19 protein-coding genes and 1 tRNA gene are annotated in these 20,733 nt (G+C 70.6%); 4 read left to right on the top strand and 16 right to left on the bottom strand.

Annotated features, from left to right (window positions below; translation table 11 throughout):
• Positions 1 to 57 precede the first annotated feature (57 nt).
• From AB0P18_RS06435 to AB0P18_RS06415, 5 genes are all read right to left on the bottom strand, one after another.
• On the bottom strand, positions 58 to 1,020 hold the full coding sequence (locus AB0P18_RS06435) for a WYL domain-containing protein (protein ID WP_363359415.1): 963 nt from the start codon (positions 1,018 to 1,020) through the stop codon (positions 58 to 60).
• Positions 1,017 to 2,021 carry a WYL domain-containing protein gene (locus AB0P18_RS06430; protein ID WP_344053455.1) on the bottom strand — a complete coding sequence of 335 codons (1,005 nt, stop codon included), beginning with the start codon at positions 2,019 to 2,021 and terminating at the stop codon, positions 1,017 to 1,019. The genes AB0P18_RS06435 and AB0P18_RS06430 overlap by 4 nt, the downstream gene beginning before the upstream one ends.
• 67 nt (positions 2,022 to 2,088) lie before the next feature.
• The gene (locus AB0P18_RS06425) at positions 2,089 to 3,042 is read right to left on the bottom strand and encodes an FKBP-type peptidyl-prolyl cis-trans isomerase (protein WP_363359414.1); all 954 of its coding nucleotides are present in this window, start codon (positions 3,040 to 3,042) and stop codon (positions 2,089 to 2,091) included.
• A gap of 9 nt (positions 3,043 to 3,051) precedes the next feature.
• The gene (locus AB0P18_RS06420; RefSeq protein ID WP_363359413.1) at positions 3,052 to 4,056 is read right to left on the bottom strand and encodes a tRNA (adenine-N1)-methyltransferase; all 1,005 of its coding nucleotides are present in this window, start codon (positions 4,054 to 4,056) and stop codon (positions 3,052 to 3,054) included.
• Positions 4,053 to 4,757 carry an HAD family phosphatase gene (locus tag AB0P18_RS06415; RefSeq protein WP_344053450.1) on the bottom strand — a complete coding sequence of 235 codons (705 nt, stop codon included), beginning with the start codon at positions 4,755 to 4,757 and terminating at the stop codon, positions 4,053 to 4,055. The genes AB0P18_RS06420 and AB0P18_RS06415 overlap by 4 nt, the downstream gene beginning before the upstream one ends.
• Before the next feature lie 94 nt (positions 4,758 to 4,851).
• Here AB0P18_RS06415 and AB0P18_RS06410 point away from each other — a divergent pair, with 94 nt between their 5' ends.
• Complete coding sequence (locus AB0P18_RS06410) at positions 4,852 to 5,718, top strand: PAC2 family protein (RefSeq protein WP_344053448.1); 867 nt, start codon at positions 4,852 to 4,854, stop codon at positions 5,716 to 5,718.
• A gap of 1 nt (position 5,719) precedes the next feature.
• Here the strand turns inward: AB0P18_RS06410 and AB0P18_RS06405 are convergent, their stop codons facing one another.
• The 5 genes from AB0P18_RS06405 to AB0P18_RS06385 form a co-directional block, all read right to left on the bottom strand.
• Positions 5,720 to 6,544 (bottom strand): undecaprenyl-diphosphate phosphatase, encoded by an 825-nt coding sequence (locus AB0P18_RS06405; RefSeq protein ID WP_344053446.1) that lies wholly within the window; start codon positions 6,542 to 6,544, stop codon positions 5,720 to 5,722.
• A gap of 44 nt (positions 6,545 to 6,588) precedes the next feature.
• Positions 6,589 to 7,890 (bottom strand): M20/M25/M40 family metallo-hydrolase, encoded by a 1,302-nt coding sequence (locus AB0P18_RS06400; protein WP_363359412.1) that lies wholly within the window; start codon positions 7,888 to 7,890, stop codon positions 6,589 to 6,591.
• A gap of 91 nt (positions 7,891 to 7,981) precedes the next feature.
• Positions 7,982 to 8,066: transfer RNA gene (locus AB0P18_RS06395), tRNA-Leu, on the bottom strand.
• 83 nt (positions 8,067 to 8,149) lie between these two features.
• Positions 8,150 to 9,232, bottom strand: a complete 1,083-nt coding sequence (locus AB0P18_RS06390; RefSeq protein WP_344053442.1) for a VIT1/CCC1 transporter family protein — start codon at positions 9,230 to 9,232, stop codon at positions 8,150 to 8,152.
• Positions 9,233 to 9,355: 123 nt separating this feature from the next.
• Positions 9,356 to 11,197, bottom strand: a complete 1,842-nt coding sequence (locus tag AB0P18_RS06385) for a DEAD/DEAH box helicase (RefSeq protein WP_363359411.1) — start codon at positions 11,195 to 11,197, stop codon at positions 9,356 to 9,358.
• A 136-nt stretch (positions 11,198 to 11,333) separates the two neighbouring features.
• On the opposite strand from AB0P18_RS06385, the gene AB0P18_RS06380 reads away from it, so the two are divergent.
• Complete coding sequence (locus tag AB0P18_RS06380; RefSeq protein ID WP_363359410.1) at positions 11,334 to 12,191, top strand: SGNH/GDSL hydrolase family protein; 858 nt, start codon at positions 11,334 to 11,336, stop codon at positions 12,189 to 12,191.
• Positions 12,192 to 12,245: 54 nt separating this feature from the next.
• Here AB0P18_RS06380 and AB0P18_RS06375 read toward each other — a convergent pair whose 3' ends face one another.
• Complete coding sequence (locus tag AB0P18_RS06375; RefSeq protein WP_363359409.1) at positions 12,246 to 13,055, bottom strand: RNA methyltransferase; 810 nt, start codon at positions 13,053 to 13,055, stop codon at positions 12,246 to 12,248.
• Positions 13,056 to 13,188: 133 nt separating this feature from the next.
• On the opposite strand from AB0P18_RS06375, the gene AB0P18_RS06370 reads away from it, so the two are divergent.
• Together AB0P18_RS06370 and AB0P18_RS06365 are read left to right on the top strand one after the other, a co-directional pair.
• A complete protein-coding gene (locus AB0P18_RS06370) occupies positions 13,189 to 14,040 on the top strand; it encodes a Sir2 family NAD-dependent protein deacetylase (RefSeq protein WP_363359408.1) in 852 nt (283 codons plus the stop codon).
• Positions 14,041 to 14,084: 44 nt separating this feature from the next.
• On the top strand, positions 14,085 to 14,678 hold the full coding sequence (locus tag AB0P18_RS06365; protein WP_363359407.1) for a histidine phosphatase family protein: 594 nt from the start codon (positions 14,085 to 14,087) through the stop codon (positions 14,676 to 14,678).
• A gap of 6 nt (positions 14,679 to 14,684) precedes the next feature.
• Here AB0P18_RS06365 and AB0P18_RS06360 read toward each other — a convergent pair whose 3' ends face one another.
• Genes AB0P18_RS06360 through AB0P18_RS06340 form a run of 5 tightly spaced genes read right to left on the bottom strand, consistent with a single transcriptional unit; the run spans position 14,685 to position 20,661 of the window.
• Entirely contained in the window at positions 14,685 to 15,497 is an 813-nt protein-coding gene (locus AB0P18_RS06360) for a CoA ester lyase (protein ID WP_363359406.1), read from the bottom strand.
• Complete coding sequence (locus AB0P18_RS06355; protein WP_363359405.1) at positions 15,494 to 15,997, bottom strand: MaoC family dehydratase; 504 nt, start codon at positions 15,995 to 15,997, stop codon at positions 15,494 to 15,496. The genes AB0P18_RS06360 and AB0P18_RS06355 overlap by 4 nt, the downstream gene beginning before the upstream one ends.
• Before the next feature lie 5 nt (positions 15,998 to 16,002).
• A complete protein-coding gene (locus AB0P18_RS06350; protein WP_363359404.1) occupies positions 16,003 to 17,154 on the bottom strand; it encodes an acyl-CoA dehydrogenase family protein in 1,152 nt (383 codons plus the stop codon).
• Positions 17,155 to 17,170: 16 nt separating this feature from the next.
• The gene (locus AB0P18_RS06345; RefSeq protein WP_363359403.1) at positions 17,171 to 19,111 is read right to left on the bottom strand and encodes a biotin carboxylase N-terminal domain-containing protein; all 1,941 of its coding nucleotides are present in this window, start codon (positions 19,109 to 19,111) and stop codon (positions 17,171 to 17,173) included.
• Positions 19,108 to 20,661: a carboxyl transferase domain-containing protein gene (locus tag AB0P18_RS06340; RefSeq protein ID WP_363359402.1), complete on the bottom strand. Its 1,554-nt coding sequence runs from the start codon at positions 20,659 to 20,661 to the stop codon at positions 19,108 to 19,110. Before AB0P18_RS06340 ends, AB0P18_RS06345 begins: the two co-directional genes overlap by 4 nt.
• Between the last annotated feature and the right edge of the window lie 72 nt (positions 20,662 to 20,733).

Below are 20,733 nucleotides of genomic sequence, written 5' to 3'. Positions count from 1 at the left end.
TCAAGTGTATCCCGCGAACGGCGACATAGCCGCCCGGCCCGCGATCGTCAAGTCACCTCAACGGTACTGCACAAGACCCGCGTCGGCCCACTCGGCCGCCGCGCTGCGTGCCGCCTCCGGTTCGAGGATCTCCAGCGCACCCGCCCGGCGAGCCGCGAGGCGGCGCAGGCTGTTCTCGTCGGCGATGCGCATCGTCGCGATCGACGTGTCGCCGTGCACCTCCACCTGCGCGCGGTCGAGGTACTCCCCGAGCAGTGGGGCGAGGGAGGAGGGGAAGCGGATACGGGCGAGGATGTCACCCGTTCCCGTCTCGAACCAGTCCGGCACGGCATCCTGCCCGTGAGCGATGGGGATGTCCGTCAGGCTGAGCTCGCTCACCCGATCGAGGTGGAACGTGCGCATCGCCTGACGCAGGTGGCACCAGCCCTGCAGGTACCACTCTCCGGTCGCGATCAGCACCTTGACCGGGTCGACCGTGCGCGGGGTCGGAGCCGCGTCCGGAGCCTTGTAGGTGAACGACACCGCGACGCCCTGCGTGAGGGCAGCCGCGACCGCGTCACGGACGGCGTCCACCGGCCCGGGGGCGAGGATGACGTCGGCGGGTGCGCTGGAGGCGCCGCGGGCGAGTTTGGCCATGAGCCCCGCGTACAGCTCAGTGTCGCCGACGCCGGGGATCGCCCTGGCCAGCTGGAGTCCGGTCAGAAGCGCTGCCGCTTCCCGCGCGGTGAGGCGGGGTGCCCGCTCCAGAGCGACGGAATTCGTGATCACGATGATGTCCCGCTGATCCAGCAGGTCCCAGTCGATGTCGAACAGATCGTTCGCCATCTGCCAGTAGCCCGCCTCCCCCGGCAGTCCGATGACGGTCAGGCTCTCCACCATCGCGCGCATCTGGTCCGCGGTGACGTCGAATTCGTCTGCGGCCTCGGCGATCGACACCTCGCCCTTGCCGATCAGGTACGGCACGAGCTGCAGCATGAGGGCGGCGCGGTCGGTGGCCACCAACGGCTTCCGCGCGCTCACGCTGCCCCCTCGTGCAGGTCGCGCGTCGCGCGCAGCCGCGCGATCACCTGGTCACGCAGGTCGTCGGGCCCGACCACACGCACCTCGGGACCGTAGGAGGCGAGCTCGTCCGCGAACACATGCGCGTCGACGTACGGTACGCGGATGCCCTGCTCGGCGGTCTCGGCCCGTCGGCTCAGGCGCAGCGCCGCCTCGGTTCCGGGATTCACCTCCAGCAGGGCGATGTTGCGGGCTGCGACCTCGGCCAGACCCGCGAGAGCGCGATCGCCTGCCCCGTCACGCAGGGCGGGATCGAAGGTCTCGCGGGTGATCGTGACGCCGTCCACGATGCGCGTGAGCAGGAACGTCCGCTCCGCACCGACACCCAGATCGTTGCCGAAGACGTGCCAGCGGCCCTCGTACTCCACCAGCGCGAGCGGCTGCACGCGGCGCGTGCGCGGCGCATCCTCCCCGGGCTTCAGATAGGAGAACGTCACGATCCGACCGGACTCGATCGCCTGCTGCAGGGGCGCGAAGGCCGGCTCGCGAAGGCTGATGCGCGGCGAGTATCCGATGATCGGTTCGTCGACCGAGATGCCGAGCGCGCGGATCTTGCGCAGCCCGCTGCGCGCGTCCGCCGACATCGAGCCCTCGCTCCACACTCCCCCGGCGAGATTGAGCAGCGCGAGCTCTGCGGGGGTGAAGGCGATGTCCTCGGGCAGTTCGTACTCGGCCGTGGGGATGCGGTAGCGCGCCTCGCGCAGATCGTCGGGATCGGCCCAATCTCCGATCGTCTCGATCGGCACGCCGAGGCGACGCAGGTTCTCCTTGTCGCGCTCGAACATCTTCTCGAGCGCGTCCTTGGACGCACCCGCGTCGGACTGCTCCCGATAGCCGGAGACCGATCGAAGGATCGTGTCTTTCGTGAGCCCCTGCTCGGTGGCCACGAGTGCGACCACGAGGTTCACCAGCCGCTCCTCGGGCGGGTTCTTCGCAGAAGCGTTCGCAGGCACGAGCTTCATCCTAGGCGTTTCTTCGAAACCGTCGAGGGATGCCGGCCCCTCCCTTTCGGCGCGGCGCGGAGTGGGCTCAGCCCTGCGCGGGCTGATCGATTCCGAGGATGTCCACGACGAACACGAGCGTGGAGTCCGCGGGGATCGGTCCTTGCGCCTGGTCGCCGTAGGCCTGATCGGGAGGGATCACGATCATGACCTGCGACCCGACCGTCTGGCCGACGATCGCCTCGGAGAAGCCCGGGATCATCGTGTCGAGGTCGATCGACTTCGGGTCCGCGTCCCACGTCGTCTCGAACACGTTGCGGTCCGCCCACGTCAGGCCCGTGTAGTGCACGCGGACGGGGGCGTCTCCGGTGACCTTCTCGCCGTCGCCCTTGATCAGGGTCTGGACGACGAGGTCGCGCGGCGGTGCGGCATCCGAGATGATCACGCCGGGCCGGCCGTCAGGTGCGCGCACGACCGTGGGCAGGCCGTTGCCGACGTTGAACTGCGGGGTGCCCTCGGCGTGCGGGAGGTAGACCTTGCCCAGGTCGATCACGGCGATCGCGGAGTCGTCGTCGCCGAGTTCGAGACTCGCCGCGGTGGACTCCTCGACGCTCCCGGGCGGCAGGGCGACGACGATGCGCGACCCTTCCGTCGCGCACGTCAGGACGTCCTCGAAGCCCGGGATGACCTCGTACCAGCGCGCGACGGGCGATACGCGCGAGAGATCGCCGTCGTAGTTCGTCTTGACGAGGTTCTCACCGGTCGCGCCGCTGAAGATGCTGATGTCCATCGAGATCAGCTGGCTGTCGTCCGTGATCGGGGTGCCCGTCCCCACCTCGACGTCCTCGAATGCGGGCTCGCTCACCCGGAAGGGCGTGTAGACCTCCACGTCCGGCGCCTGACCGGTCGTACCGGACACGGTGACGCCGGTCAGGGCAGACGCATCGGGGCGATCGCAGTCCGTCGAGCCGGGCAGGGAGCAGCCGACGAGTCCGACGGAGACGAGTCCGAGGACGGCGACAGAAGCAGAGATCTTGCGCACCGGAACAGTCTAATTGCCATCCTCCGCGGGCCCTTGCGCGGCGATCCTGGCACCCTCCGCGGCACGCTCGGCCTCCCGCACGCGCTTGCGGAGGTTCTTGTCCGTGATCTGACGGTCCCCCACGGCCCCCGGCGTCCACAGCTCGACGTCCTCGTCGCCGTAGCTGGACTTCGAGGCACGCCTCTTCTGCTCCGGCGCCACCGCCCCCGGGGCCAGCCTCCGCGCCCAGATGAGGAAGCCCGTGTGCGCGACCATCCGATGATCCGGACGCACCGCGAGACCCTCCACGTGCCAGCCCCGCACCATGGTCTCGTTGGCGTCGGGTTCGGTGAACAGTCCCGTCCCGCGGATGAACTCGGCGACGCGACTGAGCTGCGTGGCGGTCGCGACGTAGCAGAGCACGACACCGCCGGGCTGAAGCGCGTCGGCGACGACGTCGATGCACTCCCACGGCGCGAGCATGTCCAGCACGACGCGGTCGACGGATGCCGGGGCGACGGCCGTCGGAAGCTCGGCGACCAGGTCGCCCACCACGACCTCCCAGTTGTGCGGGACATGGCCGACGAAGGTCTCCACGTTCGCGCGCGCCACGTCCGCGAACTCCTCGCGCCGCTCGAACGAGACCAGTCGACCGTTCTCGCCGACGGCGCGCAGGAGCGACAGCGCCAGCGCGCCCGACCCGACACCCGCCTCCACGACGACGCTGCCCGGGAACACGTCGGCCTGCGCGACGATCTGCGCGGCATCCTTCGGGTAGACGATCGCCGCACCGCGCGGCATCGACATCACGAAGTCGCGCAGCAGGGGTCGCAGCGCGAGGTACTCGTGACCCCCGCTGTTCGTGACGACCGAACCGTCGGGCTGCCCGATCAGGGCCGTGTGACGCAGCACGCCGTGGTGCGTGTGCAGCTCTCCGTCTTCGCGGAGGGTGATCGTGTGCATGCGGTTCTTCGGACCCGTCAGCTGGACGCGGTCGCCGACCCGGAACGGGCCGCTGGGACGCTCAGGCGTCATGTTCTCTCTCCTCCGGTCCGGCCGCGGTGACCGGAGCTCAGGTGTGCGGAATGGAAGCGCGCGACGTCGTCGGCCGTGCGGCCGGCGAGCGTGGGCCAGACCGTGTGCGCTCCGGCGCCGGCGATCGAGACCATGTGCGGAACCCCGATCGCGGCCGTGCCCGCCGCGACGGCGGAGCGCAGCCCGTTGGGCGAGTCCTCGATCGCGACGCACGATGCAGGCTCGACGCCGAGCACGGCGCACGCCTGCAGGTAGGGATCGGGAAACGGCTTGGGACGCGTAGAGTCATCCCCCGCGATCACGACGTCGAACGCCTCGAAGTCCATGAGGTCGACGACGGTGCGCGCCATGCGGGACAGCGACATCGTGACGAGCGCGGTCGGGATGCCGGCCTCACGCAGGCTGGCCAGGAGCTCGCGCGCGCCGGGGCGGAACGGCACGCCACGCGTCGCGAGCTGCCCCATCACGTCATCGGTGAGGTGATCGACGATGTCGTGGATGCCCATGCGCACACCCGAGTCCTGGAAGATCCGGGCCGAGTCCTCGAGCCCGAGACCCACGAGTCGCAGCGCCTGCTCGTGGGACCACGTCCCTCCGAAGCGCTCGACCAGCGCCGTCTCCGCGCTCATCCAGTAGGGCTCGGTGTCGACCAGCGTGCCGTCCATGTCCCACAGGACCGCCGCAAGGGTGCTCGCACTCACTTGACCATGGTAGTCGGGGCCATCCGGGCCTCCGACGCCTATCCTGGAGGCACCCGTTCGGACGTCACGCCGCGGTGCGGGTGGAGGAGGTCGTGTGGACGGACTGGGACGGAAGGTGCTCGTCGCCGCGTTCGACGGGTGGAACGACGCCGGCGAGGCCGCGTCCGCCGCGATCGCGCACCTGCGGGCCACCGGAGAGTACGAGCCGGTGTTCTCGGTCGACCCCGAGCTCTACTTCGACTACCAGTACACCCGCCCTCAGGTCTCCGTCGACGCGGACGGCAAGCGCATCCTGAGCTGGCCGGAGGCGACTCTTCTGCGGCCCGTGACCGCGTCACGGGATACGCAGTTGTGGCTGTTGACGGGCGTCGAGCCGGCCCGCGCGTGGCAGGCGTTCGCCTCCGAGTTCGTCGACGTCGCCCTGCGCGAGGACATCACGGGATTCGTCGCCCTCGGATCGATGATGTCCGACGTGCCCCACACGCGGCCGATCTCCGTCTTCGCCGGAAGCGACAGCGAGCAGATCAGATCCGCCCTCGAGCTCGAGCGCAGCACGTACGAAGGGCCGGTCGGGATTCTGAGCGTCCTCGCGCACGCGGCCGACGCGGCCGGCATCCCCGCCGCGAGTCTCTGGGCGAGCGTGCCGCACTACGTCGCCGGGCACACGCCGTCGCCGAAGGCGACCCTCGCGCTGCTGGACCGGCTCGAGGACATCACCGGGTCACCGGTCGCGCGTGGGGACCTCTCGACGGATGCAGCGGCGTGGGAGGCCTCGATCGACGCGGCCGCCGCGGACGACGAGGAGATGACCGAATACATCCGCCAGCTCGAGCGCACCCGCGACACGTGGGACTCGCCGGAGGCCTCCGGCGATGCGATCGCTCAGGAGTTCGAACGCTACCTCCGCCGCGGCGGAGACCCCGGTTCGGGCAAGCCCGGGCGCGACGACCCGCGCCGGTGACTCAGTAGGCCTGGATCACGCCCAGGCTGAGCAGGACGAGCAGCAGCGAGCCGAGCGCGACGCGGTAGATCACGAACGGCAGGAAGCTGTGCTTCGAGATCCACTTCATGAAGAACGCGATCACCCCGAGCGCCACGACGAACGCCACGACGGTGGCGACGGCCGTCTCGCCGAGAGTGAACACCCCGGGCTCGTTCCAGCTCTTCGCCAGCTGGTAGAAGCCGCTGCCGAAGACGGCCGGGATCGCCAGCAGGAAGGCGTACCTCGCGGCCGCGGCGCGCTCATAGCCCATGAACAGACCGGCCGTGATCGTCCCTCCGGAACGTGAGACGCCGGGAATGAGGGCGAGTGCCTGCGCGAAGCCGTAGATGATGCCGTGCGGGACGGTGAGGTCCTTCAGTTCGCGCTTCTTCGCACCGACGTGGTCGGCGATTCCGAGCAGCACGCCGAAGAAGATCAGCATGCCGGCGATGAGCCACAGCGAGCGGAACGTCGTCTCGATCTGATCCTGGAACAGCAGGCCGAGGACGACGATCGGGATCGTGCCGACGATGATGAGCCAGCCCATGCGCGCATCCGGGTCGCTCGCGGGCACACGACGCACGAGCGAGCGGAACCACGCGCCGATGATCCGGACGATGTCGCGCCAGAAGAACAGGATGACGGCCGCTTCGGTGCCGATCTGCGTGATCGCGGTGAAGGCCGCGCCGGGGTCCTGCGCGGCGGGGAGGAACTCGCCGACGATGCGCAGGTGCGCGCTGGAGGAGATGGGCAGGAACTCGGTGAGTCCCTGGACCAGCCCGAGGATGATCGCCTCGATAAGCATGGGGATGCCTTTCGTGCTGTGTCGAGCGCCGTCGGTCGAGGTGGTCAGTAGGTGCGGAGCAGATCGGTCAGCACGCGCTGACCGAATTCGAGCGCGTCCAGCGGGACGCGCTCATCGACACCGTGGAACATCCCGGTGAAGTCGAGGTCGGCGGGCAGCCGCAGCGGCGCGAACCCGAAACCGGCGATGCCGAGGGCCGCGAGAGCCTTGTTGTCGGTGCCGCCGCCCATGAGATACGGGATGACGGGCACACCCGGGTCGGCACGGTCGAGAGCGCCGACCATCGCGTCGACGAGCGTGCCCGCGAACGGGACCTCGAGGCCGATGTCGCGCACGACGATCTCGATCTCGACGTCCTCGCCGACGATCCGCTGGATCTCGGCGAGCGTCTCGTCCTCCCGGCCGGGCAGGGTGCGCACGTCGATCAGTGCTTCGGCGGCGTCGGGGATCACGTTGTGCTTGTATCCCGCGGTCAGGCCGGTGGGGTTCGTCGTCGTGCGCAGCGTCGAGCGGATGAAGCCTTCGGCCGGCCCGGTGCTCTGCGCCAGCTCGTCGGGATCCGTCGTGCTGTTCGCCGCGAGGTCCGCGAGGCCCTCGAGCATGCGCTGCGTGGTCGGGGTGAGACGGACCGGCCACTCGGTGCGCCCGAGGGCCGCGACCGCCTCGGCCAGCCGGGTGACGGCGTTGTCGGGGTGGACGCGACTGCCGTGCCCGGCGCGTCCGCGCGCGCGCAGGCGCAGCCACACGAGCGCCTTCTCACCGACCTGGAGCAGATAGGCGCGCCGCTCCCCCACCGCGATCGAGTAGCCGCCGACCTCGCTGATCGCCTCCGTTGCGCCGGAGAACCACTCCGGCCGGTCGGCGACGACGAGCTGAGACCCTTCGATGCCGCCGTTCTCCTCGTCAGCGAAGAACACCAGAATGAGGTCGCGCTCGGGCTGCTCCCCCGCACGCAGCAGCGTGGCCACGGAGGCGAGGATCATGGCGTCCATGTCCTTCATGTCCACGGCGCCCCGACCCCACAGCATCCCGTCGCGGATCTCGCCGGCGAACGGGTCGACGGACCAGTCGGCCGCCATCGCCGGGACGACGTCCAGGTGTCCGTGCAGCACGAGGGCAGGCTTGTGGGGGTCGCGTCCCGCCACGCGCGCCATCACGTTCGTGCGGCGCGGGATCGGCTCGTAGTACTCCGGCTGCAGGCCGAGGCTCTCGAGGAAGGCGCCGACATACTCGGCCGCTTCGCGCTCTCCCTCGGAGCGACCGCCACCCCAGTTCGTGGTGTCGAACCGGATCAGATCCCGCGCGATGCGGACAACCTCGGGCAGGTCGGCTTCGTTCGCAGGCATGCGCACCAATGTACCGGCGCGGGCCGGGAGCCTCGAACCGAGGAGGGCGGGAACAGCGGAAGGCCCCCGTTTCCGGGGGCCTTCCGATCTGTGCGCGAGGGGGGACTTGAACCCCCACGCCCTATACGGGCACTAGCACCTCAAGCTAGCGCGTCTACCTATTCCGCCACCCGCGCATGGGTGTGGGTTGTCGCCAACCGAAGATCGACATTATCACGTTCCCGACCGTGGCCGAAAACGGCGGCCGTCCTGCCGGGGCTCAGCCGACCGAGACGCCGAAGATCCACCCGAGCACGTACGTGACCGCCGCGGCGCCGAAGCCGATCGCCAGCTGACGCAGGGCTCGCCGCAGCGGCGGACCCCCGGAGAGCAGACCCACCATGGCTCCCGTGGCCATGAGCGCGATGCCCACGAGCACGAGGGCGGTCGCGACGGCCGCGAAGCCGGACAGCCCGAAGATCCACGGCAGCACCGGGATGATCGCTCCGGACGCGAAGAACAGGAAGCTCGAGATCGCCGCGTTCCAGGCGCCCCCGACGAGCTCGTGGTCGCTCGGCGGGTCCAGCGGCGCGCCGTGCGGGGCCGTGCCCTCCTGTGCGGCGGTGACCACGAGCCGCGCCCTCGCGAGCGCCTCGTCCTCGGACATGCCGCGAGTGCGGTAGACGAGCGCCAGCTCGTTCGCGTCCAGGTCCAGGTGCGGGAGCGACGCGTCGGCGTAGTCGTTCGGCTCGGTCGCGGCGAGCAGCTCCCGCTGCGAGCGGACCGAGACGAACTCTCCCGCACCCATCGACAGCGCTCCGGCGAGCAGACCCGCGATGCCGCTGAAGAGCACGAACTGCGGCGCGACCCCGGTCGCGCCGATGCCCATCACGAGGGCGAGATTGGAGACCAGCCCGTCGTTCGCGCCGAACACCGCCGCCCGGAATGTGCCGGACAGGCGCCTGCGTCCACGGGCCGCGAGGCCTCGGACGACTTCGTGGTGGATCTTCTCGTCCGCTGCCATCGTCGCGGTCGCGAACGGCTCGTCGTCGTACGGCGAGCGGGCCTCGGCGTTCTGCGCGAGAGCGAGGACGAAGATCGACCCGAACCGCCGTGCCATCCAGCCGAGGAGCACCGTACCGGTGTGGGGGCGGGGCAGTCGCTCGGGCTCACCGCCCAGCAGGCGCAGCCAGTGCGCCTCGTGACGTCCCTCCGCGTCGGCGAGCGCCGTGAGGATCTCACGCTCCTCGCCGTCCTTCCGGGCGGCGAGCTCGCGGTACACGCGCGCCTCGGCGCGCTCGTCGACGAGGTATTGCGACCACCGGCGACGATCTCTCGCGGTGGGTTGTGCGGGCGCGCTCAAGAGAGCCTCCAAAGGCTGCGGTGCGGGGATCCCTCCACGCTAATGAGCCGCGGCGCCGGCGCGTGCCTCCAGACGGGGATTGCCAGCATTTCGGGGTTCCGAACGGACACCGACCGAACCCGATCAGGACCGGACGCGTGCCCGGAGGACGTCGATGCGTGCCTGCAGCTGCGCCACCGTCGCGTGCGAGACGGCCGGCCCGCCGCAGACGCGGCGCAGTTCGGCGTGCACCATGCCGTGCGGGTCACCGCTCTGCCGCGCGTACAGCCCGACGAGGCTGTTCAGCAGCTGTCTCTGCTCTTTGAGCGTGCGATGCAGCGCGGCCGGTGGGGCGGGCTGATCCGTGGTCTGGCCCGCCCCCTCGCGCGCCTCCCGCGCCCGACGGTGCCTGCTCTGGCGCGACTGGCGCTGCTGCAGAAGCTCGTGCACGTGCTCGGGCTCGAGGAGTCCGGGCAGCCCGAGGAACTCCTCCTCCTCGGGTGTCCCGGGGACAGCCAGCTCGCCGAACTCGCGACCGTCGTACAGGACGCGGTCAAAATGCGCGACGGAGCCGAGCGCCTGGTACGTGAACTCGTACGTCAGGGCGTCGGATGCCGATTCCTCGCGCTCCCCGGCATCCATCGCGTCCTCGTCCAGCCCCGCTTCGTCCTCGCCGCTGCCGTCACGGTCCAGGGCGTGGTCGCGCTGCCGCTCCATCTCTCCCGCGAGCGCGAGGAGCTGCGGCACGTGCGGAAGGAAGATGCTCGCCGTCTCGCCGCGCCGACGCGCCCGGACGAAGCGGCCGATCGCCTGCGCGAAGAACAGCGGCGTCGAGGCGGACGTCGCGTACACGCCCACCGAGAGGCGCGGGACGTCGACGCCTTCGGAGACCATGCGCACCGCGACGATCCAGCGGGACGAACCCTGCGCGAACGCCTCGATGCGCCCCGAGGCCTCGGCTTCGTCGGAGAGCACGACGGTGGGCGCCTCTCCGCTGACCTCCTCGAGGATCGCGGCGTACGCGCGGGCCGCGGTCTGATCGGTCGCGATCACGAGCCCACCGGCATCCGGAACCTGCTCGCGCACTTCGCTCAGCCGTCGATCCGCCGAGCGGAGCACCGCGGGGATCCACTCCCCCTCCGGATCCAGCGCCGTCCGCCACGCCTGGGCGGTGATGTCCTTCGTATTGTCCTGCCCGAGCCGCGCCTCCATCTCATCGCCCGTCCGGGTGCGCCACCGCATCTGGCCCGCATAGACGAGGAACATGACGGGTCGCACGACGCCGTCGGCGAGCGCGCGCCCGTAGCCGTAGCTGTAGTCGGTGCGGGAGAGCCGGATGCCCTTCTCGTCGGGCAGATACTCCACGAACGGGATGGGAGCCGTGTCGCTGCGGAACGGGGTCCCCGACAGCAGGAGCCGGCGCGTGGCACGCCCGTACGCCTCTCGGAGCGCCTCGCCCCAGCTGAGCGCGTCACCGCCGTGATGAACCTCGTCGAGGATCACGAGCGTGCGGGCGTCCTCCGTCACCCGCTGGTGCACGGACGCCTTGACGGCGACCTGCGCATACGTCACCGCGATGCCGTGATAGTGACGCGCCGGCGCGACGTGGCGATTGCTGAACACGGGATCCAGTCGCAGCGACACGCGCGCCGCGGCGTCGGCCCACTGGGTCTTCAGATGCTCCGTCGGCGCAACGACGACGATGCGATCGATCACCCGCCGGCGAAGCAGCTCGGTCGCCAGACGCAGCGCGAACGTGGTCTTGCCGGCGCCCGGGGTCGCCGCCGCGAGGAAGTCCCGCGGGCCCGAGCCCACCCCGTCGGGCCCGTCGAGTCCGAAGTACAGATCGAGTGCCTCCGCCTGCCACGCCCGGAGGCGCCCCGCCGTTCCCCAGGGCGCCCGCTGCGGGTAGGACGGAGACAGATGCTCGGCGGCGAAGCTGCCCAGGTGCGGGCCGGGGGCTTCGAGAAGGGCGTCTTCGTCCACAGCACCCTCCTCCCCGGACCGGACCGCCGGTCGACACGACGAGTGACCACGATAGACGACCCGCACGACATCTTCGGATCGGTGGGCGGGGTGGGGGCGCGATAGCCTCGTGATGATCACGAAGCGAGGAAGACCGATGCCCACAAGCGACGATCAGACCCCCGAGATCACGAATCTCGGCCATCATCCCTGGCGACGGTTCGTCGCGCTCGGCGACTCGTTCACCGAGGGCATCGGAGACCCCGAACCCGGCTCGCCGGGCGGGCACCGCGGCTGGGCCGATCGTGTGGCCGAAGTCCTCTCGCAGCAGGTCGATGACTTCGCGTACGCGAACCTCGCCGTCCGCGGCAAGCTCATCGCCCAGATCGTGGCGGGGCAGGTGGATGCCGCGCTCGAGCTCAAACCCGACCTCATCACGTTCTCCGCCGGCGGCAACGACGTCATCCGCCCCGGCACCGACCCCGACGAGATCTCGGCCCAGTTCGAGGACGCCGTGGTGCGACTGGGGCGGGACGGCGCGACCCTCGTGGTCTTCACCGGGATCGACACGAACTTCACACCCGTGTTCCGCGGATTCCGCGGAAAGGTCGCGATCTACAACGAGAACATCCGCGCGATCGCGGATCGGTACGACTGCATCGTCGCCGACCAGTGGGCGCTGAAGGAAGTGCAGGACCCGCGCTTCTTCGACGCCGACCGCCTGCACTACAACTCCCTCGGCCACCACGAAGTCGCGCGCATGGTGCTGCGGGCCCTGAACGTGCCGAACGACCTGCAGCCGATGCAGCCCGACCCACTCCCGGTGCGCACGTGGCGTGCCGCGCGCACGGAGGACTTCGTGTGGGCGCGGACCCACTTCGTCCCGTGGGTGCTGCGCAGGGTGCGCCACGAATCGTCCGGTGACGCGATCACCGCGAAGCGCCCCGCACCGTTGCCCGTCACGACGCTCGCGCCCGCGAAGGACCCGACGGCCGAAATCGGCGAAGAGGCTTGAGAACCCCGCAGCGCCTGGAGCCCTAGCGGTGCTGCTCCCGCAGCGCTTGGAGTCCTACGGGTGCTGCTCCCGCAGCGCCCAGAGCGCGACGGCGCCGGCCGCGGCGACATTGAGCGAATCCACGCCTCCGGCCATCGGAATCGTGACGATCGTGTCGGCCGCAGCCAGCGCTCGGCGCGTCAGCCCGTCCCCCTCGGCGCCGAGGAGGACGGCGACGCGTTCCGGCCGGGACGTGGCGAAGTCCTCCAGCGACACCGCACGCTCGTCGAGCGCAAGCGCCGCGAGGTGGAATCCCAGGCCGCTGAGGATGCCTCCCGCCTCGCGCCACTCCGGCAGCCTCGTCCACGGAACCTGGAAGACGGTCCCCATGCTGACCCGTACGCTGCGCCGGTAGAGCGGATCGGCGCACCTCGGAGAGATGAGCACGGCATCCGCCCCCAGCGCGGCGGCGCTGCGAAAGGCCGCGCCGACGTTCGTGTGGTCGACGATGTCATCGAGGATCACGACCGTGCGCGCGCCGTCCAGGACATCCGCGACGGCACGCAACACGGGCCGGTGCATCGCCGCGAGAGCACCGCGATGCACGGCGTAGCCGGTCAGAGCCTCGGCGACGTCGGACGGGACGACGAACACCGGCACGTCCAGACCGCTGAGCACGTCCGCGATCTCGGGCAGCCACTTCTCCTGCAGCAGGACGGACCGCGGACGGTGACCCGCCGCGACGGCCCGGGCGATCACTTTGGCAGACTCCGCGATGTACAGACCCCCGGCGGGCTCGAGCACGCGCCGGAGCGCGACGTCGGTCAGGTCACGGTAGTCGACGAGGCGCTCGTCGGCGGGATCGACGATCTGATGGACCTGCACGGCACTCCTTCTGATCGCCTGCCGGGGAACCTCCCCACTCTCGCATCCCCGGGTGCGGCGCACGGCCCGTAACATGCCGGTAAACCGCGCCGCCTACACTCTGAGCACGGACCGGACGCGAGGGGGTGAGCGGATGCAGACCATGCCGGAGCAGGATGCCGCCACCGCCGCATCGATCGCCGCCGCCGTGGACGCGCTGACCGGCCGACGCATAGCGATCCTCACCGGCGCCGGCGTCTCCACCGATTCCGGCATCCCCGACTACCGTGGGCGCGGCGCGCCGGTGCGCACCCCGATGACCGTCGAGCAGTTCCTGGCCAGTGAGGATGCCCGCCGCCGCTACTGGGTGGGCAGTCATCTGGGCTGGCGGGTTTTCGCGGCCGCCGACCCCAACCCCGGCCACCGAGCCCTTGCGACCCTCGAATCGCGCGGGATCGCCTCCGGGGTCATCACGCAGAACGTGGACGGCCTTCATGTGCGCGCGGGCAGTCGACGGGTGGTCGAGCTGCACGGAACGATGCGCCGGGTCTTCTGCACGCACTGCGGTCAGGTCTTCGACCGCCGCGACCTCGCCGAGCGCGTCGAGACCGACAACCCCTGGATCTCGGTGCCCGAGAGCGTCGCACTCGGACCCGACGGCGACGTGCTGCCCGAGAGCACGGCGGGATTCCGGATCCCGGCGTGCACGGTGTGCGGAGGGATGCTGAAGCCCGACGTCGTGTTCTTCGGCGAGTTCATCCCGGCGGAGAAGTTCCGCGAGGCCGAACAGCTCGTCCGTACGAGCGATGCCCTGCTGATCGCCGGTTCCTCGCTCGTGGTCAACTCCGGCATCCGCCTGCTCGAGCGCGCGCGGCGGCGGCGGCTGCCGATCGTGATCGTGAACCGCGGCGAGACCCGGGCGGACCGTCGGGCCACGGTCAAGATCGACGCGGGTGCAAGCGATGTCCTGCACACCCTCGCCGAGACCCTGCCCCCTCTCAGCTGAGGCCGTCCGGCGTTCTCCCCGGATCACCCGCCTAGGCTCGAACGGTGACCCAGCTGATCCTCGTCCGACACGGCGAAACGGACTGGAACCGCGACCGGCGGATCCAGGGCGCCACCGACATCCCGCTGAACGACACCGGCCGCGCTCAGGCCCGCGAGACGGGTGCGGCGCTGCGCGGAGCGGCTGGAGAGCCGATCGTCGTCTCGAGCGATCTGTCCCGTGCCCGCGAAACCGCGCAGATCATCGCGGACGAGATCGGAGTCGGACTGGGCCCGGCCTACCAAGGGCTGCGCGAGCGCTCGTACGGCGAGGCGGAGGGCGTGGCGGCCGAGGAGTTCATCCGACGGTGGGGCGACTGGCACAGCGCCGAGATCCCCGGCGCGGAGCCGTGGCCGCAGCTGCGACGCCGGGGCCTGCGCGCCCTCGATCAGGTTGTGCGGGACGCCCGTCGCGCGACCGCTCCGGCGGCGGCATCCGTCATCGTCGTCACGCACGGTGCGATGATCCGCGAACTGCTGCGCCACGCCACGGGCGGCGAACTCCCGCCGGTCGGCGAGCGCCTGCCGAACGGATCGGCGTACACGGTGCTCTACGAGCGCGAGCGCCTGCGCCTCGTGTCGTACGCGCAGACCGCGTGAGCCGGCTCAGTCCCCGGACCGCGCGAGGGTGGCGCGGGCGTGCCGGAGCACCGGTTCGTCCACCATGCGCCCCTCGTAGGTGAACACACCGCGCTCGGTGCGCGCGGCGGAGAGGACGCCGCGCGCCCATGCCACGGCGGCGTCATCCGGTCGATACGCCGCGCGGATGACGCCGACCTGGCTCGGGTGGATGCAGGCTGTCGCGGTGAATCCGGATGCCGCGGCATCGGTCGCCTCGATCCTCAGGCGCTTCGTCTCGGCGATGTCCAGGTGCACCGCGTCGATCGCAGCCTTGCCGCGCGCTCCCGCCGCGAGCAGGACACGCGCGCGGGCATGGCGGGCGATGTCGCGGTAGCGACCGTTGGGCTTGCGGCTACCCGTCCCGCCCAGGCTCGCGACGAGATCCTCCGCACCCCACATCAGGCCCGAGACCTGATCGTGCGCGGCGAACTTCTCCGCCGCGGCGACGCCGCGAGCCGTCTCGCACAGCGCGATGATCGAGAACCGCCCGTCGATGTCGCGGAGCTGCTTCACGCTCTCCGCCTTCGCGACCATGACGGTGCGGTAGTCGGTCTGCGACAGCGTCGCGAGGTCGGCGACGAAGGCGTCGGTGCCCGGCGGGTTGACCCGGACGATCACCCGATCCGGGTCGAGCTCGGACTCGATCAGTGCGCCGCGCGCGGCGACCTTCGCCGACGGTGCGACGGCGTCCTCGAGGTCGAGGATCACCGCGTCGGCACGGTCGAGCGCCTTGCCGAACCTTTCCGGGCGGTCGGCCGGACAGAACAGGATCGCCGGACCGTGGTCGAAGACGCTCACGAGGTCTCCCCCTGCGCTTCGGGGGCGGCATCCGCTCTCCACATCAGCGCGACGCGCGTCGCCGTCGCGACGACCTCGCCGTGCTGATTGCGTCCGGTGTGGCGGAGGGTCACGATGCCCTGCCCCGGTCGGGAGGCCGACGCGCGGACCGCGAGGACCTCGGTCTCGGTGTAGAGCGTGTCGCCGTGGAACAGCGGGGCCGGGAACGCGATGTCCGACAGACCGAGCTGCGCGACGAGCGTGCCCTGCGTGAGCTGGCCCACCGATGCGCCGACCATGGTCGCCAGCGTCCACATCGAATTCATCAGGCGCTGCCCGAACGGCTGGGTCGCCGCATACGCCGCATCCAGATGCAGGGCCTGGGCGTTCATCGTGAGCGAGGAGAACAGGACGTTGTCGGTCTCGGTGGCCGTACGGCCGGGGCGGTGCACGTACACGTCCCCCACGGCGAACTCGTCGAAATACAGTCCGCGCTGCACGATCCCCGTCCGCTCCGTCATGGTGCTCACGCTACTCCGAGCGCGCGCGCGATCAGCAGGAGCTGCACTTCGCTCGTCCCCTCCCCGATCTCGAGGATCTTCGAGTCGCGATAGTGGCGGGCCACGGGGTATTCGTTCATGAAGCCGTTCCCGCCGAAGATCTGGGTCGCGTCACGGGCGTTGTCCATCGCCGCGTCGCTCGCGGTGAGCTTCGCGATCGCGGCTTCGGTCTTGAACGGGCGCCCCGCGTCGCGGAGGCGGGCCGCGTGATGCCATGCGAGCCGGGCGTTGTGCACGCGCAGCTGCATCCGCGCGATCATGAACTGGATGCTCTGGCGGGTGGAGAGCGCCTCGCCGAAGACCGTGCGCTTCTTGGCATAGTCCAGCGCGGCCTCCAGGCAGCCCTCGGCGGCGCCCGTGGACAGCGCCGCGATCGCGATGCGTCCCTCGTCGAGGATGTGCAGGAAATTCGCGAATCCGCGTCCCCGCTCGCCCAGCAGATTCGCTTCCGGGACGCGGGCGTCCTGGAAGGTGAGCGGATGCGTGTCGGATGCGTGCCACCCGACTTTGTCGTACGCGGCCTCGACCGTGAATCCGGGCGTACCGGAGGGGACGATGATCGTGGAGATCTCCTTGCGGCCCTCGCGCTCGCCGGTGACGGCGGTCACCGTCACGAAGCGCGTGATGTCGGTTCCGGAGTTCGTGATGAACTGCTTCGCGCCGTTGATCACCCACTCGCCGTCCTCGAGCCGTGCCGTGGTGCGGGTCGCGCCGGCGTCCGAGCCGGCTTCGGGCTCGGTCAGTCCGAACCCGGCGAGAGCGGTTCCGGTCAGCAGATCGGGCAGGAGCTCCGCCTTCTGCGCATCGGTGCCGAAGCGGAAGACCGGCATCGCCCCGAGGCTGACCCCGGCTTCCAGGGTGATCGCGAGCGACTGGTCGACCCGGCCGAGCGCTTCGATCGCCAAGCAGAGCGCGAAGTAATCGCCGCCCTGCCCGCCGAACTCCTCCGAGAACGGCAGCCCGAACAGGCCGAGCTCGCCCATCTGGGCGACGACGTCCAGCGGCAGCGTCTTCGTCCGGTCCGCTTCGTACGAGCGCGGGGCGACGACCTCGTCGGCGAACGCCCGGACGAGTTGCGCGAGCTCGCGCTCGTCGTCGGTCAGATTGCGGTGATCCATGGTGCTCCTCGGGGTGTCAGGAGGTCTCACGGCCGGGTTCGGCAGAGACGTGGGCGATGATCTGGTCGCGGCGCACCTGGTCGCCGACGCCGATCGCGAGCGAGAGGATGCCGTCGTGCGGGGCGAGCACGGGGTGCTCCATCTTCATGGCCTCGATCGTGAGTACCCGCTCCCCCGCGCGCACGTGCGCGCCGTCCGCCTGGTGCACGGCCACGACCGCGCCGGGCATCGGCGCGCGCAGCTCGGGAGCGGTGGCCGAGGCTTCGGCATCCCGTCCTCGCAGGCGGTGCTCCATCGCCTCACGCCGTCCGAGCACCCGCAGCCGGTGGGTCGAGCCGTCGGCGTGCACCCACGCCCAGCCCTCGTCGTCGAGGACGGCGGCGGCATCGGACGGCGCGGGTGTCACGGTCCGGATCTCTCCGTCCTCGATGAGCACGGCGACCAGGGTCTCGGGCGCCGGCAGGCTCGCGCGCCAGCCCGACGCGGCGCGCCAGAGGGCGGACGCGTGTGCGCGTCCCGGGGACTCGGGGCGTAGTGCAGCCGCGGCGTTCAGCGCTGCCTCACCCGGGGGCGGGTCGGTGTAGGCGGGCAGTCGATCGATGAGCCCGGTGTCCAGCTCGCCGGCCTGGACGGCGGGATCCGCCAGGAGTGTCCTCAGGAACCCGAGGTTCGTGTCCACACCGAGAACGACCGTGTCGCCGAGCGCGCTGTCCAGTCGAGCGAGGGCCTCGTGGCGGTCGGCGCCGTGCGCGATCACCTTCGCGATCATCGGGTCGTAGTCGGCGGAGACCACGGAGCCGGTCTCCACGGCCGCGTCCGTGCGCACGGCGTCCGCCGCCCGCCACAGTCGCACGGGACCCGCCGCGGGCAGGAAGCCCCGCGCAGGACTCTCGGCGTACACGCGGGCCTCGATCGCGTGCCCGTCCAGACGCACGTCGTTCTGGGTGAGCCCGAGAGGCTGCCCGGCGGCGATGCGCACCTGCTCCTCCACGAGGTCGACTCCGGTCACGAGCTCGGTGACGGGATGCTCGACCTGCAGCCGCGTGTTCATCTCGATGAAGAAGAAGTCCTCCGGGCGGTCACCCGCGACGAGGAACTCCACCGTCCCGGCGCCGCGGTAGTCCACCGATGCCGCGGCGGCGCAGGCGGCTTCGCCGAGCCGCGCCCGGGTGCCGGCATCCACGACGGGCGAGGGTGCCTCTTCGATCACCTTCTGGTGCCGCCGCTGCAGTGTGCACTCGCGCTCGCCGAGGTGGATCACGGTGCCGCGCGCGTCGGCGAGGACCTGCACCTCGATGTGCCGGGGGCGTTCGATCAGGCGCTCCAGCAACAGGGTGTCGTCGCCGAACGACGCGGCGGCGATCCGGCGGGCAGTGATCAGGGCGTCCGGCAGCTCGGTCGCCGACCGGACGACCTGCATCCCTTTGCCGCCTCCCCCCGCGGAGGGCTTGATCAGCAGCGGGTACCCCGCAGCCGCGGCGGCTCGCTCGATCTCCGCGTCCGTCATGCCGGCGGCGCTGAAACCCGGGACCGTGGGCACGCCGTGCTCCTGGACATGGGCCTTGGAGCGGATCTTGTCGCCCATGACCTCCAGGGCCCGCTCACCCGGTCCGATGAACACGATACCCGCCGCGCCGCACGCCCGCGCGAACGCGACGTTCTCGGACAGGAAGCCGTAACCCGGATGCACCGCCTGCGCACCGCTTCGGCGAGCAGCCTCGATCACCGCGTCGACGTCGAGATAGGACGCCGAGGCGGCGGCGGGGCCGATCCGGTAGGCGGCATCCGCTTCGCGCACGTGCGGCGCATCGGCGTCGGCGTCGCTGTACACGGCGACGGAGCGGATGCCGAGCCGGCGGAGGGTCCGGATCACCCGGCGCGCGATCTCGCCGCGATTGGCCACCAGAACGGTGTCGAACGGCGGGGTGTCGGAGATTCTGTCGTCCACGGGGATCACATCCGGAAGAGGCCGAAGCCGGGCTCGGGCAAGGGGGAACGCGAGACGACGTCGAGCGCGAGCCCGAGGAGATCGCGCGTGTCGACGGGATCGATCACGCCGTCGTCCCAGAGGCGCGCCGTCGCGTAGTACGGGCCGCCCTGCTCGTCGTACTGCGCACGGATCGGCGCCTCGAAAGCCGCCTGCTCGTCGGCGGACCAGGCCTCGCCGCGCGCCTCGAGCTGGTCGCGCTTGACTGTGGAGAGGACGGACGCGGCCTGCGGCCCGCCCATGACCGAGATCCGACTGGCAGGCCAGGTCCAGAGGAATCGCGGCGAGTAGGCGCGCCCGCACATCGAGTAGTTGCCGGCGCCGAACGAGCCGCCGATCACGACGGTGAGCTTGGGCACGCGGGTCGTGGCGACGGCGGTGACCATCTTCGCGCCGTCCTTCGCGATCCCGCCCGCTTCGGCGTCGCGACCGACCATGAAGCCGGAGATGTTCTGCAGGAACAGCAGCGGGATGCCGCGCTGGTCGCACAGTTCGATGAAGTGGGCGCCCTTCTGCGCAGACTCCGAGAACAGCACCCCGTTGTTGGCGAGGATTCCGACCGGATGGCCGTGGATGCGCGCGAAGCCGGTCACGAGGGTCTGCCCGTAGGAGCTCTTGAACTCGTGCAGGCTGCTGTCGTCCACGAGACGGGCGATGACCTCGTGCACGTCGTAAGGCTGGTTCACATCGACCGGAACGACGTCGTAGAGCTCGGCGGGATCCTTCCGCGGTGGAGCGCTCGGCAGCACTTCCCACGCGGGCTCCGCGGGTGGAGGCAGCGTCGCGACGATGTCGCGCACGATCTCGAGCGCGTGCTCGTCGTCTTCGGCCAGGTGATCCACGACTCCCGACCGCGTGGCGTGGAGTTCGCCGCCACCCAGTTCCTCCGCGGTGACGATCTCTCCGATCGCGGCCTTCACCAGCGGCGGACCGCCGAGGAAGATCGTGCCCTGCCCGCGGACGATGACGGTCTCGTCGCTCATCGCCGGGACGTACGCACCACCCGCCGTGCAGGACCCCAGCACGGCGGCGATCTGCGGGATCCCCTCCGCGGACATCCGGGCCTGGTTGAAAAAGATGCGTCCGAAATGGTCGCGGTCGGGGAACACTTCGTCCTGCATCGGCAGGAACGCGCCTCCCGAGTCGACGAGGTAGATGCAGGGCAGCCGGTTCTCGCGCGCGATCTCCTGCGCGCGCAGATGCTTCTTGACCGTCATCGGGTAGTACGTGCCACCTTTGACGGTCGCGTCGTTGCACACGACCATGACGTGGCGCCCGTGCACGAGGCCGATACCCGCGATCACCCCCGCGCCGGGGGCTTCGCCGTCGTAGAGGCCCGTGGCGGCGAGCGGAGCGACCTCGACGAAAGGACTGCCCTCGTCCAGGAGCCGATCGACGCGGTCCCGCGGCAGCAGCTTCCCCCGGGCGACGTGACGTTCCCGGGAGGCGGGCGTCCCGCCCTGGGCGGCCGCTTCACGCCGGCGCCGGAGGTCATCGGCGAGGTCTGCCTGCGCGGTCATGTCATCTCCGTCGACGTCACGATCGGATCACGTCCGTTGTCCTGCCGGGATCCGCATGGTTAGGGTTCACTA

Origin of the sequence: Microbacterium sp. NPDC064584 (assembly GCF_040687315.1) — a bacterium.
Lineage (GTDB): Bacteria > Actinomycetota > Actinomycetes > Actinomycetales > Microbacteriaceae > Microbacterium > Microbacterium lacus.
The sequence above is the reverse complement of the archived record's forward strand: the minus strand, read 5'-3'. Positions and strand labels throughout refer to the sequence as shown.

Coding starts and splice junctions, on each gene's coding strand:
- AB0P18_RS06380 (WP_363359410.1), top strand. CDS start 11,334: ATGCCCACAAGCGACGATCAGACCCCCGAGATCACGAATCTCGGCCAT.
- AB0P18_RS06355 (WP_363359405.1), bottom strand. CDS start 15,997: ATGACGGAGCGGACGGGGATCGTGCAGCGCGGACTGTATTTCGACGAG.
- AB0P18_RS06430 (WP_344053455.1), bottom strand. CDS start 2,021: ATGAAGCTCGTGCCTGCGAACGCTTCTGCGAAGAACCCGCCCGAGGAG.
- AB0P18_RS06405 (WP_344053446.1), bottom strand. CDS start 6,544: ATGCTTATCGAGGCGATCATCCTCGGGCTGGTCCAGGGACTCACCGAG.
- AB0P18_RS06370 (WP_363359408.1), top strand. CDS start 13,189: ATGCAGACCATGCCGGAGCAGGATGCCGCCACCGCCGCATCGATCGCC.
- AB0P18_RS06350 (WP_363359404.1), bottom strand. CDS start 17,154: ATGGATCACCGCAATCTGACCGACGACGAGCGCGAGCTCGCGCAACTC.
- AB0P18_RS06420 (WP_363359413.1), bottom strand. CDS start 4,056: ATGACGCCTGAGCGTCCCAGCGGCCCGTTCCGGGTCGGCGACCGCGTC.
- AB0P18_RS06340 (WP_363359402.1), bottom strand. CDS start 20,661: ATGACCGCGCAGGCAGACCTCGCCGATGACCTCCGGCGCCGGCGTGAA.
- AB0P18_RS06400 (WP_363359412.1), bottom strand. CDS start 7,890: ATGCCTGCGAACGAAGCCGACCTGCCCGAGGTTGTCCGCATCGCGCGG.